The 15,584-nt window shown below is 47.4% G+C and carries 6 protein-coding genes and 2 pseudogenes; 5 read left to right on the top strand and 3 right to left on the bottom strand.

Translation table 11 applies throughout. The annotated features are described in order from the left end of the window. Positions 1–6 precede the first annotated feature (6 nt). From JCM10512_RS05895 to JCM10512_RS05890, 3 genes and pseudogenes are all read right to left on the bottom strand, one after another. Positions 7–3,057 (bottom strand): annotated as a pseudogene (locus JCM10512_RS05895) (glycoside hydrolase family 2 protein). A 361-nt stretch (positions 3,058–3,418) separates the two neighbouring features. Beyond that, positions 3,419–3,751: a helix-turn-helix domain-containing protein gene (locus JCM10512_RS23490; RefSeq protein ID WP_244436954.1), complete on the bottom strand. Its 333-nt coding sequence runs from the start codon at positions 3,749–3,751 to the stop codon at positions 3,419–3,421. Between the two features lie 32 nt (positions 3,752–3,783). After that, positions 3,784–7,869: a two-component regulator propeller domain-containing protein gene (locus JCM10512_RS05890; protein WP_244436953.1), complete on the bottom strand. Its 4,086-nt coding sequence runs from the start codon at positions 7,867–7,869 to the stop codon at positions 3,784–3,786. 271 nt (positions 7,870–8,140) lie between these two features. Between JCM10512_RS05890 and JCM10512_RS05885 the strand changes: the two genes are divergently transcribed. The 5 genes and pseudogenes from JCM10512_RS05885 (at position 8,141) to JCM10512_RS05865 (ending at position 15,486) form a co-directional block, all read left to right on the top strand. Then, positions 8,141–8,920, top strand: a complete 780-nt coding sequence (locus JCM10512_RS05885; protein ID WP_044161408.1) for a M15 family metallopeptidase — start codon at positions 8,141–8,143, stop codon at positions 8,918–8,920. Between the two features lie 47 nt (positions 8,921–8,967). After that, positions 8,968–10,149, top strand: coding sequence for a THUMP-like domain-containing protein (locus tag JCM10512_RS05880; protein WP_044161342.1), 1,182 nt, complete (start codon positions 8,968–8,970; stop codon positions 10,147–10,149). A gap of 110 nt (positions 10,150–10,259) precedes the next feature. Next, positions 10,260–13,065: pseudogene (locus JCM10512_RS05875) on the top strand (TonB-dependent receptor). Positions 13,066–13,100: 35 nt separating this feature from the next. Continuing rightward, the gene (locus JCM10512_RS05870; RefSeq protein ID WP_044161340.1) at positions 13,101–14,036 is read left to right on the top strand and encodes a metallophosphoesterase; all 936 of its coding nucleotides are present in this window, start codon (positions 13,101–13,103) and stop codon (positions 14,034–14,036) included. Between the two features lie 892 nt (positions 14,037–14,928). After that, on the top strand, positions 14,929–15,486 hold the full coding sequence (locus JCM10512_RS05865) for a hypothetical protein (protein WP_052517115.1): 558 nt from the start codon (positions 14,929–14,931) through the stop codon (positions 15,484–15,486). Positions 15,487–15,584 lie beyond the last annotated feature (98 nt).

Genomic DNA, 15,584 nt, shown 5'->3' with positions numbered 1-15,584 from the left:
ACGACATTAACGTTGTTCATAAACTTCCGCCTCCACGATGCGCAGTTGCCCTTTCGCATTAGCTGCGTTGGGATCTTTGAACAGATCAAGCTCGCCCGCCGTAGCAGCAGCCACTTCCACAATACCACCGAAAGCATCTTTGTCTTCACTCTGCCCAACTAGTTTGATGGTTACAAAGCGACCTTTAGTAGGCTGAACCGGAATGGAGATATAACCGAGTGACTTTTCAGTTTCGCCCTCAAACACTTTCTCATCGTCCACAAAAACCTGAATCGGATACGAACGCATACGCCATCCGGTAAGTTTGAGTTCGATCTCATTCACGAGTGCGTCATGCGCCAACTCGTACTTGATCCAACCTGTTGCGAGACGGCCATCGTTGCTCCATTCCGAGAGTTCGTTATCATCATAACTCTTGACGCAATCGGCCTCATTGCTACCTGCCGTAGCGGAAACAATGTCTACCGAATACCGTTTCACGGTAAAAGACTCCCCTTTAGGCGTTTCACCCCGGTCGAGATTCACCGGTTGGTAGTCGGCTGAAATATAGGTAGACAAACCCTGCTTTTGTACCATCGGAACCGAATGGAACGTAACCGCCGAAGAAGATAGCAAATCGCTATTGGTTACTTTAGCCGTCAACACCACTTTCCCGGCTTTCTTTGTCGAGCGGATCAGAACACGGTTTATCCCACATTCCACCGGCAACGTTTTCTCCAATACGTAGTTGCCCTCCTTGCCGCCATGGGCAATGCCACCACGCCATTCGCCTTCACCACGCAGATCAAAAGAGATCATGGAATTGTCTAAGGGACAACGACGCCCTTCCTTATCTACAACTTCAATTTCCACCAAGCCAAGTCTGCACCATCGGCTTTGAAACCATCCGGAGCGGTCATGAGTTTCATAGTAATATGGTGAGGTATTCCGGCCGTTTCTTTATTTCCGCGAGACAATTCTTTCCCATCAGCATCGTAGCTAATCGCTTCGAGCGTTCCTGCCTCCCACTTAATATTCGGGAATGTAAATAGGAAGCCTACACTTCGTTCACCAAATCCTTTCGACTTCCCGTTGACAAACAGTTCGACTTTATCGCCTGTGGAAACAACCATAACCTCTTTCTTCACACCCCCTTCGGCAGACGCAGGAGCAACTCCATAATTCCAGTGCCCACAGATGTAGGTTCCGTGTTTTTCAATATCCACCCAACCATTCCACATCACCTGATGGGCAAAGAACGCATCTTTCGGAACACGCATCGCATCGACAACCCCGCTGCGACGGTAACACTCTTCTCCGCGCCAATGTGAGTTTACTTCATGAAACTGAATTTTCAATCCACCGCTGCTAACTCGTTTTCCCATGCCGGGACGAACTCGGAAATAATCCCACCAACGGGTAACCAACTCCTTAAAGAATGAATCCTGGTTACGGTTGTACGGACTGGTATCTATATTTTTCTGATTTCCGGCAACAACCGAACGATAGTAACGTGACCCTGCTCCGTCTTTGTGATAGGGATAGGAAAGCTCGTCCCAGTACCAGCGTAACGCCTCGTCGCGACAATATTCGGTAGCGAACATGGGGATATGCGAACTTTTGTTGATATAAAGCATTTCACCACCAAACTCGGCTATCTTACTATCCAGCATCTCGCGCGAACCGATTGCCCGCCCACCAAATGGATCATACAAATCGCGTACGGCTTTTGAGTTCTGCCATATGTGGCTCGCTGATTGCATCATTTCCTCCCTCATAGAAGATGATCGACGGATTGTTACGGTTGTAAATAATGGCGTCACGCATCAACTCTACCCGCTGATCCCAACGGCGGCCTTCCACATCTCTCTCAGCATCCCCGGCAGGCATCAGTTGGATCAATCCCACGCGGTCGCAGCTCTCAACATCCTGCTTCCAAGGAGTTACGTGCATCCAACGGACTGTATTACCGCCCGACTCCACCAACAGTTTATTGCTGTAATCGCTAAGCCATGCAGGGACAGACTGCCCCACGGCAGGCCACTCATTGGTGCTACGTTCGGCATAACCTTTGATTTGCAAAACACGGTCGTTGAGCCAGAACATTCCATCGGCAAAACGGGTCTTCCGGAAGCCGGTACGCGTCTTTACCACATCCACCAGTTTGCCGTCGATCTTCAGCAGCGTATACACATTATATAAATAGCCGTACCCCCACGACCAGAAGTTGAGACCGGTTATTCGCTCGCCTGCCTTCATGATTTTAGTCTGCCCGGCTTCAATGGTTTCAGGTGTGGCATGAAATGTCTTGATGATCTTACCATCCAAATCTTCTACCTGTACCTCGAGCTCCACTGTCTTCTCCACGGCAAGGTCGTTGCGCACCTCTGTTTCCGCAAAAACAGCCGCACTACGTTTGGTTATGTCGATTTCGCGAGCGTAAACATAGGTTCCTGTTGTTTGCAGATTGGAGTATAAAGGTAGGGTTTGATAGACTTTAGGCGTAACGTGCAGATATACATTCTTCGGGATTCCTCCGTAATTCGCGTAAAAGTTGCGGTCGTTCCATTGATAAGTGGAACCCGTGGTGTGCTCGTGGTAACGCCAGGAGTTATCAATACGTGCCGCCAGCACATTATCGCCTGTATAATTGACGAAGTCCGTAATATCGAAACCGAAAGCCATTACACCATTCTCGTGCCAGCCAATCGATTTGCCATTCACGAAGAACTCACCACCGAAGCGTATTCCTTCAAACTCAAGGAATATCTTCTGTCCTTGGGCTGTTTTAGGCAGACGGAAATGTTTGCGATACCAAACGATTGTATCGGTGTGCTCGGAGATACTGACACGGAACGCTTCGTCTTCATTGAAAGCAGCGGGAAGGGTAACCGGTTTCCATGCGCGATCGTTAAAGTCGATGCTTTGTGCATTTTTCACATCGCCGATCATCAACTGCCAATCGCTGTTGAAGTTGTACTTCACCCGTTCGTTGCCTTTAAAGACCGGATGCGAAGTACTACCCAAAGCGGTATAGGGAACAACCAGCATAAGATATAACAGACTCGTAATTCTCAGAAAAGTTTGTAATAAACCCGTTTCTCTACGTTTCATAACATTAGTTATAGATTGATAAATTAAATCATTTGAGTGCCACGCACCATTTTTACGCTTGCAATTTTAAGCAAAAGATGAGACTACGGGTTGGATAAATTGCATGGATTGGATGGAATATTGTCCGCTATACAAATATTCCACCTAAAATATATAATTATTCCAGTGTAAAGGGAGCTACCGGGGCTAAGAAACAACAGCATATATAGGATGACATAGTATTGAGACTGTTTCACCGCAGAAACAGCGCATTTTATCGTAAACCAATTGGGGGTGAGCCGCAAATCCACAGGCTCTTGCCGATAATTCGATAAACAGGGGGCGATCACTCCTCCCGGTCGGACTGCTCTTGGATCTCTTTATTCTTATAAGCCGTAGGAGTAACGCCAAACTGTTGGCGGAAACACTTACTGAAATAATGCACATCATTGAATCCGACCTGATAGGCAATCTGAGAGATATTCAGATCGGATTGCATCAACTGGGCAGCCTGTTTCAAGCGTACCTCTTTCAGGAACTCAACAGGCGAAAGTCCCGTCAAGTTCTTCACTTTATTGTAGAATATGACTCTGCTTACTCCCACTTCACGAGTGAGTTCTTCTATTTTCAGGTTGCCATTGTCCAGATTCTTATAGATACTGTCAATGAGTCGTTTCATAAAAAGCTGGTCGTTGGTAGTGATCGTGCCAGCTAATGCCTGTTGCTCTCCTTCAAGCATCTCTGCAACCGAAACAGGCGGTTCTTGCGACGTCTCTTCGAGCAGAGTCGCAACGGCCATGAGCGATAATACGTTTGCAGCCTCTTCCGTCGTTCGAGAATGTTGGCCACACTGACTTTCAGGTAGGCGATGCTGAATGGTTTGGTCACATAGTCTTCCGCTCCCAATTCGATCCCTTGAATCCGACTCTCGATGGCCGACTTTGCAGTCAGCAGGATAACAGGAATATGACTGATCGTGATATCCTCACGCAAACTGCGCAAGAGTTCGATGCCATCCTTTCCCGGCATCATGATGTCACTTATGATCAGATCGGGGAGGCAGTCTTTTGCTTTCTCAAGTCCTTCCGCACCATCTGCCGCTTCGATGATTTGAGAAAAGACACCCTGAAGTGCTGTTTTCAAGAAATAGCGTAACTCTTGGTTATCCTCTACAATCAATACTTTCCCGAAGTTTTCCGAATCGGTAGTATCCCGCTCTACATGCGGTTCTTCTTCATATTCATGTGTCAACAACGGCAGTTCTTCTTTCCAGTCATAAATTTCAGGAACGTTTCCATTCGACCTGATAAACTCAGTACCCGCATCAAAGTGCGCCTTCCCTTTCCTGAAATGCAAAACAAAGCTAGTCCCCTCGCCCGTCCGGCTCTGAACCGAAACACTTCCTTTGTGCATATCCATCAGTTCCTTTACCAAAGATAATCCAAGCCCTGTGCTTGCCTGATTCATGTATTGGCTGACAAGAGCCGACTCAAACCGCTCGAACAGACGTTTCAGTTTATTCTCAGGAATGCCGGAGCCTTCATCCGTTATCTCAATCCGTACCTCATGCTCCCCTTCTGCTAAAACGATCTTGATCGGTTTCCCATTCGGGGTATATTTAAAAGCGTTCGACAACAGGTTGAACAAGATCTTTTCCAACTGATCGCTATCCGCCCATACGATGATGTCCGGTGCGTTACTCTCCAACGTAAAATCAATCTGGTGCTCTTCGGCCAATAGGTTGAAGCATTCCATCAGCTGGCGGATAAATGGAACCAACGTTATGGCTTGCACGCTCAGTTGCACTTTACGTTCCTGTATCTTACGGAAGTCCAGAATTTGGTTAATCAGGTTAGTCATCCTGTTGGTATTCCGATCGACTACACGAAGCTGGTTACGTATTTCGGGAGCAAGGTCGTCACGCTCCAGTACATTCTTTACCGGACCGGTGATTAAGGTCAGCGGCGTGCGAAGCTCATGGGAAACATTGGTGAAGAATTGCAGTCTCAACTCAGAAAGCTGATGCTCCATGCGTATTTTCTGCCGCAGCCGGAAATAGATAAAGATAGCCGCAGCCACCAATATGCCTAAAACGATATAAAGGCAGATTCCCCAAGGGGATTCCCAGAACGAAGGCAGAATGCGTATGGGCAGACTGCGTGTATTATCCACCCAGACACGATCGCTGTTCGTAGACCGCACTTCCAACACATAATCGCCCTTGGGGATATTGGTATAATTGGCGTAATCCGTATTCCCTGCTTTATGCCAAATACTCTCAAACCCCTTTAGTCGATATTCGTACAGGATGTTGTGCGGATCATTCAGATCGAGTGCGGCAAAAGAGATACTGAAAGAGTTCTGCCTATGCGTCAAGACAAGCTGAGGTGTTGCATCAAGGTTTAACTCAAGAATGCCCGTGCTGTCATTAGGCAAAACAACCTGATTGCCCAGTTGCAGCTGGGTGAAAACAATCGAAGGTGTAAAAGTCGATTTATGAACAGCCGCAGGATTGAAACATAAGACCCCTTGCGTTGTATTAAATAAAATCTTTTGATCGGCATCCGAATAGCATCCGTTGCCATCATTGAATCGGATGGACAGGGGAAACTCTTTTACGGAAAAGTTCTCGAAGTGTTCGTTCAATGGCGAGAACTTGCTTACCCCCTCCATCATGGACAACCATAAGTTGTCATCAGCATCGTCGAGTATAGATAGTACAATATTTGAAAGCAGCCCCTCCTTGTCAGTATATGACTTGAAAACGGCTTTCTCATTCTTATAAGAGATTAGCTTATGAAGTCCTCCGCCAAATGTAGCGACATACAATTCGTTTCGGGCGCTCAAGTGGACATACGTAATGTCGTTATTATTCAGACTCCCCTTATCACCGGGAATATGTGTGATTCGATTGAATCGGATTTGGGAAGGATCCCCGAACTTTTCATCAAAGACCAACAATCCATCAGACGTAGCGACCCATAAACGTCCTTCGCCATCGGATGTAATGCATCGTGCCTTAGCGCATGAGCGAATCGGATATTGCTTGAGCTTATTCCGATAATTGATGAAGCGGTAGCTCCCTTGGGTATCTTTTTCCAGATAGTTTATCCCTCCATCCCACGTCGTAATCCAAAGCCGCCGCTCCTTATCTTCATAGATATGCCAAATATCATTCGCGCTCAGACTATAAACATCGCTCCTGTTATAGCTGAAATGAGTCAACGCAAATGTGTCGGATCGACTGCCAGCTTTAGCAGCGATAACGCCATTCCCTTTAGTTCCGATCCAAATTGTACCTTCGTGATCCTGTGTAATCGAATAGGCATTTACCTGCATCCCGGATTCTGCCGACGAAAGAGTGCCGTTACTTTGCAGATAGCCTAAGAACTCCCGGTTCCGATCGTAAACCCCAACGCCCATATTCTGAAAACCGACCCATAACCGTTTATCACGGTCTATAAAGATGGCTCTGGAGTTTACCTGCCCCTTTTGCCATTGAGGAGATGCATACAGACTGAACTGCTTGTTTTTGAGCGTGATCTTTTCGAGCCCGTTGGCAAATGAGCTGATCCAGACATTGTCTTGCTTATCCAGACAGACATCCGTAATCACATCCAAATCGCCCCATCCATCAAGTAGTTGCCTGTTATAGAAGGGTACTAGTTGTTTACTTTCCCTATCGTACCAAGCAAAGCCGCCACCATTGGGGTGAATATATAAATTACCCCGGCTATCCTCAACAACTAGCTGATAATGATGTCCGTTGGATATTGGTTTCCCGTTCTTATCAGGAAGTATAAAGTGGGTGATTTTATCAGTTCGGGGCTCAAAGTGTGTAATCCCGACATGCTCTTGTTCGATCCAAACTTCGCCATGTTTGTCTACATAAGCATTCCGTACCCGGTTATCGGGCATCTCTCCAAATCGCTTTTTCGTATAATGCTTCCACTGCTGATTCGCTACCGACATGACAAAGAAACCATCATTCTGTGTTCCGCAAAGCAAAGTCTCTTTATCAATAAGGCGTAAGACAGAGATACGTGAGGCTGTAGGGAGCTGTATGGTGTCTAACTGACTGCGCTCTTTATTATATTGTCCGATTCGTCCGTTATCGGATGTAAAAAACAAGCCGGACTCTGTTTCGAGCATATCATAGAATCGATGTTTGCTACTCGCCTTAATCAAAAGCCCTTTATTCGACGTATAGTGGTAAATTCCGGTATCAGTCAAGATCCACTCATCTCCTTCGCGATCAAGTTTAACCGCATTTATTCTTTCGCTGGCGGGGATATTGAGTTCCTTCGATACATCCCGTAGATGCAGGCTCAAATCCTGAGCATTGGTTTGCGCAAGTAGTAAACCCTTATTTTCCGTAACGAGCCACACATGCCCATTGGCTTGAACAAAAAAATCATTGACAAGCAAATCTTCATTCGACACAACGGTTATCTGCTCAGTTAGCGGATTGAGGCGTGAGATGCGTTTATTGTAATCGAGCAACCAGATACAACCGTATTTATCTTCTTTGATCGTATTGATCCGGTTACCAATGAATAAAGGGAATTGATCGGCTTTGTGGTTTTTATAATTCCGAAAAGTCTGCCCATCAAACCGATAGAGCCCATCCCAGGTAGCAAGCCATAGAAAACCTTTACTGTCCTGCATGATTCGTCGAATCATTCGCTGTTCGAGCCCGTCCTCCGCTGTGTATTGTGTGAATACATGGGGAGGTTGCGCAAAAACCGCGATCGCATAGATATGAAGTAACACAAAAACGATTCCTTTGATTCTCATAGCTTATTTATCTACCTTTTTGCACGAGAAAAGAAAGCGGATTTCCTTTCCCGTGCCTTTAGAGAGCTCAAAGTTACAAAACTTACTTATCTACTGTATGTTATCCGACTAACAAAATTACAAAACTCTCCTGAGAACGATTCTTTCCCTCTTTCCTTCCTAAGCAGATAGTTACTTGGTAGGAAAGCAGGCAACCAAACCGATCGGAGAAGTGTTTTGTTGGAGCTAAAACGAAAAAGGAGTATCTTTGTACACGAATCCGAAAGATAGACTGATGATTTTCAAATCGATTATAACCGCTGTTTGTTTGCTCATTGCCTGCGCTTCTTGCACGGGACATAAGGGAAAAACCGAACAAGAGAGCGTTGATACGTTGTGCGCAGATAGTGCGGTGGCAAAGTACCACCTCCAAGCTCCTTGCGGTATGAAACCGCTGCCCACCAAAAGCCCGTTGGCTCTTTGCATGGACTCTCTGGGATTGGTAGATATAGCGGAGATAGATAGCAACATTCACATCCGGCTGATGTATGCGCAAGCGGATAACTTCACCGGCGAGGTGTTGTATGACGACCTGACCGAAGCCTACCTCCATCCCGATGCGGCACACGCACTTATCAAAGCGCAGCAAGCATTGAAAGCGTTGCACCCGGCGTACAGCCTCATCGTGTATGATGCCGCACGCCCGATGTCGGTACAGAAGAAGATGTGGGACGTGGTGAAAGGAACCTCTAAATCTAAATATGTGTCCAATCCCTCACGCGGAGGCGGACTCCACAACTACGGATTGGCGGTCGACATCAGTATTCTCGATTCGTTAGGAATCCCTTTACCGATGGGGACCAAGGTCGATCACCTCGGTGTAGAAGCACATATCACGCAGGAAGGCGAACTGGTACGTAGCGGAAAGCTAACCGAAGCAGAGCGCCGGAACCGGGTCTTACTCAGAAAGGTGATGAAGGAGGGCGGCTTCCGTACCTTACCCAGTGAATGGTGGCACTTCAACTATTGCAGCCGGGACGTAGCGCGACAGCGATACAAGGTAATTCCCTAGCCGAACGAACTCCTGAAACTGTCTATTTATCTCCAAACCCACTGCCTATGACACCGCTCTCTCCCGAAACATTGCAATTTATCCGTGAACACCGAACCGATGATGTGCGCAAGCTCGCCCTGCAAGCCGGAAAGTTTCCGCAAGTAGATATGCCGACTGCCATCACACAGCTAGCGGGACGACAGACCGCTACCGAAAAGATTCCGGCATGGGCAGCAATCGAAGCGATTCGTTACCCCAAACATTTGTCACTCGAGCAATGCTCTTCGGAGATTACCGCCCGTTACAAGGCCCGACTGCTGAAAGGCGAGTCGCTGGCCGACCTGACCGGTGGTTTCGGTATCGATTGCGCATTCCTCGCGGAGGGCTTTCAGGCAGTTGCCTATGTTGAACGTCAAGAGGAACTTTGCCGGATAGCGGCACACAACTTCCCCTTGCTCGGGCTCAACCAAATCCAGGTATACAACGAAGACGGGGTCGAATACCTCCGGAAGATGGCTCCGGTAGCTTGTCTTTTCCTCGATCCGGCACGTCGCAACGAGCAGGGCGGGAAAACAGTAGCCATATCCGACTGCGAACCGAATGTAGCCGAGTTGGAAGAACTCTTATTGAGCAAAGCCCGGCGCGTGATGATCAAACTATCACCCATGCTCGACCTGACGCTGGCACTCAAAGAACTACCCCACGCACAGGAGGTACACATCATTTCCGTACACAACGAATGCAAGGAGCTGTTGATACTGCTTGGTTCCACGCCGACGGCGGAGATCCCCGTGCATTGCGTCAACTTCACCACCCAAGGGGAACAAACATTTGTCTTTTCCCGCGAAGAGGAACGGGACTCCTCCTGCCCCTGCACCGATCGCATCGGTCAATACCTGTTCGAGCCGAATGCCTCTCTGCTGAAAGCAGGAGCCTATCGCCTGCTCACCTCCCGCTACCCCATACAGAAACTGCATCCCAACAGCCATCTGTACACTTCGGACAAACCGGTGGAAGCGTTTCCGGGAAGAACCTTTCGCGTCACCGGGCAAGGCACATTCAATAAGAAAGAGATGAAGGCGATCTTGGGCGGCCTCACGCAGGCCAATCTTTCCGTCCGTAACTTCCCGGCTTCCGTAGCCGAACTCCGCAAACGCATCAAGCTGGGCGAAGGCGGTTCCACATACCTGTTTGCCACCACCTTAAACAACGATCAAAAGATACTGATACGCTGCGAGAAGGCATAAAGCGTCATGCGAATGTAACCGATTTGTGACGCGTTATTCAATTAGCTGCAAAGGGAACGAAATGTGCTCCTCCTACTTTTGCGGCAGATTATTAACGCACACTAACATTTATGAAAAAAAGTTTCAGACTGGCTGCATTCGTTCTTCTATTCATGGGTACAGGCAACCATGCCTCTGCCGAGGAGAAAGTTAATGTAGCAAAGCAAGGCACGATCTGCGGACGCATCGTAGACACTTCCAAACAAACCCTACCCGGAGCAACGATCTACATCGAGAAGCTACACACCGGAGTAACCAGCGACATGAACGGCTATTATACATTCGCCAACCTGACACCGGGCACATACACGGTCAAGGTGAGTTATGTAGGCTATACACCGGTAGAGATGAGCATAACCATTCCTGCCGGAAAGACATTAGAGAAGAATGTAATCCTGAACGAAGGTTTGGAGTTGCAGGAGATTGTGGTGGGTGGAGCCTTCCAAGGACAACGCCGGGCAATCAGCGCACAGAAAAGCAGCATGGGGATTACCAATGTAGTTTCCGCCGATCAGGTAGGCAAGTTTCCCGATTCAAACATCGGCGACGCATTGAAGCGCATCAACGGTATCAACGTACAGTATGACCAGGGAGAAGCCCGCTTCGGACAAGTACGTGGTACATCGGCCGATCTCAGTTCGGTAACTATCAACGGCAACCGCCTCCCTTCTGCCGAAGGCGATACACGCAACGTACAGCTCGACCTGATTCCCGCCGACATGGTACAGACCATCGAAGTAAACAAGGTGGTGACTGCCGATATGGATGGAGACGCCATCGGTGGATCGATCAACCTGATAACCAAAAGTACCCCTTACAAACGACTGCTCAGTGCTACGGCAGGAAGCGGTTATAACTGGATCAGCCGGAAAGCGCAGCTAAACCTGGGATTCACATACGGCGACCGTTTCTTCAACGATAAACTCGGCATGATGGCGGCTGTCTCTTACCAGAACTCCCCGTCGGGTTCGGACAACGTAGAGTTCGAGTATGATACCGACAAGCAAGGGAACGTGGTACTGGTAGAGGCGCAGAAACGCCAATATTATGTTACCCGTGAACGCCAAAGCTACTCATTAGCGCTCGATTACGATATCAATCCCAACCACCGAATCACCCTGAAAGGTATCTACAACCGTCGTCACGACTGGGAGAACCGCTACCGGGTTACGTACAAGGACTTGGATAAAACCGGATTGGACAAAGACGGAGATATGCAGCAAGCAGCCCAGATAGAAACCAAAGGGGGCACACCCGACAACCGGAATGCTCGCTTGGAGTTGCAGCAGACGATGGACTTTAGCTTGGGTGGCGAACATCAGTTCGGTAGACTTTCTATGGACTGGGGCGCTTCTTATGCGCGTGCTACCGAAGACCGTCCGAATGAACGCTACTTCAGCCTGAAACAGGATTTCTTGGGATTCAACGTAGTAGATGCCGGAAATCGTTTCCCGTACATAGCGACCGATGTAAGCCTACACAACGGGGAAGCCGACGACCGGGGTAAGTGGAAAGTGAAGGAATTGTCCGAAAGCAATCAGAACATTTACGAGAACGACTGGAAGTTTAAAGTTGACTTCGAGTTGCCGCTGACCAACGGCTTCTATGGTAACAAACTGAAGTTCGGAGCTAAGTACGCATCGAAGACGAAAGACAAGGAAGTGACAGCGTATGATTACACCAAATCATACAGCAAAGTGTCCGGTACAGCTTATATGGATAACTTGGCGAGCCAGATCCGCGACGGATTCATGCCGGGCGAACCGTACAAAGCCACCGACTTTGTTTCCAAAGAGTACCTAGGGTCTCTCGATCTGAGCACATTGGAAGGCAAACAAGTACTCGAAGAGTCTTCGGGCAACTACCACGCCACCGAAAACATTGCATCCACCTTCTTCCGTTTCGATCAGAACCTGGGTAAGAAGATGAAGCTCATGGTGGGACTACGCATGGAAGCGACTCACATCAAATACAACGGTTGGAACTGGAACGTAGATGAGGCGGAAAATGAAACGCTTGATAACACCGGTGACAGCAAGCACAACTATGTCAACTGGCTACCAAGCGTGCTGTTTAAATACGATGTCAACGATGATTTCAAGGTGCGGGCATCTTTTACGGAGACCTTGAGCCGTCCCAAGTACTCAGCACTGATTCCTTGCGTGAACGTGAACCGCAAAGACAATGAGTTGGTGATGGGTAACGCGGATCTAACACCAACCATCTCGTACAACTTCGACCTGAGCGCCGATTATTACTTCAAGAGCATCGGATTGGTTAGCGCAGGTGTATTCTACAAGAAGATCAACGACTTCATCGTCGATCAGGTACTCGGTAATTATATGTACCAGAACTATGAATATAAGAAATTCACTCAACCCAAGAATGCCGGTGATGCCGACCTGTTGGGCGTAGAACTGGCTTATCAGCGTGACTTCGGCTTCATCGCCCCTGCCTGAAATGTCTGGGATTCTACGGAACGTACACCTACACACATACCCGGGTGAACGACTTCAACTTTGAAGGGCGCGAGAACGAGAAAGATCTTTCCTACCGGGATCGCCCAAGCACACGGCTAACGCTTCGCTCTACTTCGAGAAGAAAGGATTCAGCGCACGCCTGTCGTACAACTTCGCTTCGAGCTTCATCGACGAGATGGGCAAGGTTGCCGATCTGGACCGCTACTACGACGCTGTCAACTACATGGACTTGAACGCCAGCTATACTTTCGGCAAAAAGATAAAGACTACTTTCTACGCCGACGCCACCAACCTCCTGAACCAACCGTTGCGTTACTATCAGGGAACAAAGGACCGCACCATGCAGGCCGAGTACTATGGGGTGAAGGTAAACGCCGGAGTAAAAGTAAACTTCTAACAAACGAATAATCATTCCCTCAAACTCCATCCCATATGAAGATAAAAAACTTATTCCTCCTGCTCCTTCTCTCAGTCGCATCCACATTCGTTCAGGCACAACTGACCGACTATTCGGTATTCGACCGGAAATTCAACTTCTACATTGCCAACGATTTGGGACGTAACGGCTACTACGACCAGAAGCCGATTGCCGAACTGATGGGCACAATGGCGGAAGAGATCGGGCCGGAATTTGTACTTGCCGCCGGAGATATCCATCACTTCGAAGGTGTACGCAGCGTCAACGATCCGCTCTGGACAACCAATTATGAACTGATCTACTCGCACCCGGAATTGATGATCGACTGGTTCCCCATCTTGGGCAACCACGAATATCGTGGCAACACGCAAGCCGTACTCGATTACACGCAGGTAAGCCGCCGTTGGACCATGCCCGCCAGATACTATACCAAAACATTTAATGAGGCGGGGACTTCTGTTCGGGTGGTATGGATCGATACGGCTCCACTGATCGAGAAATACCGCAAGGAGCGTGACAAATATCCGGATGCCTGCCAACAGGATGCCGACAAACAATTGGCTTGGTTGGATTCGGTGCTGACAAGTACCCGCGAAGATTGGGTTATCGTAGCCGGACATCATCCGATTTACGCCTACACACCTAAAGACGAAAGCGAACGTCAGGACTTACAAAAGCGTTTGGACCCTATCCTACGCAAACATAAGGTGGACGTATATGTATGCGGACATATCCACAACTTCCAGCACATCCGCATACCCGGCAGTCGGATCGACTACGTAGTCAACTCAGCCGGTTCACTGGCACGCAAAGTAGAACCCATTGAGGGAACACAGTTTTGCAGCTCCGAGCCCGGTTTCTCGGTTTGCTCCATCGATAAAAAGGAACTAAACCTGCGCATGATAGACAAAAAGGGGAATGTACTCTACACAGTCACCCGCAAGAAATAAACTCTACTCTTATTGAAAAAGCACACTAACAAGGGGGGCTTCTCTTTCATCCTGAAGGAGGGGCCCTCGTCTTATCTATATAAATGGTATGCCATCGCTAACCCGTTCAACGATCACTTTTCGCTCGCTATTGTTTTTGAAGGTCTTCGCCCATGGAAGTGCAAGCCCGGTTTCTCAAAGCGATAATTCTCCCAGGCTATTCCGCTGATTCGACCGCTCGTTTGAAGTCAATAGAGTTCTTGTGTTGAGTAACCTAAGTACTTGCATAAGGCCAACCAAGTATCCGGTTGAGGTAACCTGAATACTGGATTAAGGTAACGCTACTACTTGATCCGGGTAACCGAAGTTCTTGATTCAAGTTAGTTGAGTTTCAAACTATTAATTCCTGACCGATAAAGTATTAACACTCCAAGCCCAAGCTATTAACAGCTGAGAACCTGCCTGCCATAAGCCGACAGCTAATGATATCAAACAAAGGAACTGATAAAAAAGAGCCTGATCTTTAGGGGGAAGAAGTTCAAATAGAGTCCGCCTTTTCCGTCATTTAAACCTTACTTCTCCCTCCCCCTACATACAAGAAAAAATATTTCATCTCTCATGCTCTCATCATTTCTCAATTAACAACCAGCAAATCAGCACATTAAAGAATGAGAGATACTTTTTAAAAGCGGTATCTCTCATCATTTTCTCGCATTTTTCCCTCTTTTTGAGCCTATCTCTCATCAATTTTGCGGGATCTCTCATTCTTTTTAGCTGTATTTCGTTGAGATAAGGCTACATCTTTCGGCATAAACGAATTGAATAATATGCTATATTTGCACAAATAACGATTCCGTCATTCTTTATGTAGCACATAGATAATTCTGTTTTTATAACTAATAAATAAACAGCTATGCATATCCTATTTATTCTATCGGCTTCTTTTCTTGTAATGACAAGCCAACAGTCTGAGTTGAAAAACACAGATTTACTTCAATCCTGGATCTTCCCTGAAGAGATAGGAAGTGTCAAAGAGACGGAAAAGACATTTCATGCTTTACAAAATGAGATACAACTATCAGAGGCTGAAAAACAAACCGTCCACAAAGAAGCGGCAGCTGTGAACCGGTCGATCAGAAAGAAATATGATGCTTTTTTAAATGACTGGACTGAAGTGATAACTAAAAACCCAAAAATGGTTCTTAGTTCCAATACGCAGGATTACACAAAGTTGCACGAGTTCGATAAATTGAAAGACATGGGCCCCAAAATCATTCCCCTAATTATGGAAGGACTCTTGGATGAACGTAAATTCTACTTATTGCAATTATATGATGCGATACAAGAAAACCCTCAATTGAAAGTTAAATATAACAGTGACAATGCCAGCTTTTTAGAAGGAGAACAGCATAGAGGACAAAGAACGATTCGTTTGTGGCTAACCAGCTTGCAGCAAAAACAGGATAGTTGATACTAATACTTCAGTAGCAAAGAGACCGATCCCGCAACCGATACTCGCTTTCCGTATTAAAGAACGAATGTGGAAAAGGCTTCTTCTAGCCTAACAGG

The sequence above is a fragment of the Bacteroides reticulotermitis JCM 10512 genome, assembly GCF_000517545.1.
Lineage (GTDB): Bacteria > Bacteroidota > Bacteroidia > Bacteroidales > Bacteroidaceae > Bacteroides > Bacteroides reticulotermitis.
This window is presented reverse-complemented; position numbering and strand designations above follow the sequence as displayed.

Coding starts and splice junctions, on each gene's coding strand:
- JCM10512_RS23490 (WP_244436954.1), bottom strand. CDS start 3,751: ATGAAACGACTCATTGACAGTATCTATAAGAATCTGGACAATGGCAAC.
- JCM10512_RS05890 (WP_244436953.1), bottom strand. CDS start 7,869: ATGAGAATCAAAGGAATCGTTTTTGTGTTACTTCATATCTATGCGATC.
- JCM10512_RS05880 (WP_044161342.1), top strand. CDS start 8,968: ATGACACCGCTCTCTCCCGAAACATTGCAATTTATCCGTGAACACCGA.
- JCM10512_RS05870 (WP_044161340.1), top strand. CDS start 13,101: ATGAAGATAAAAAACTTATTCCTCCTGCTCCTTCTCTCAGTCGCATCC.
- JCM10512_RS05865 (WP_052517115.1), top strand. CDS start 14,929: ATGCATATCCTATTTATTCTATCGGCTTCTTTTCTTGTAATGACAAGC.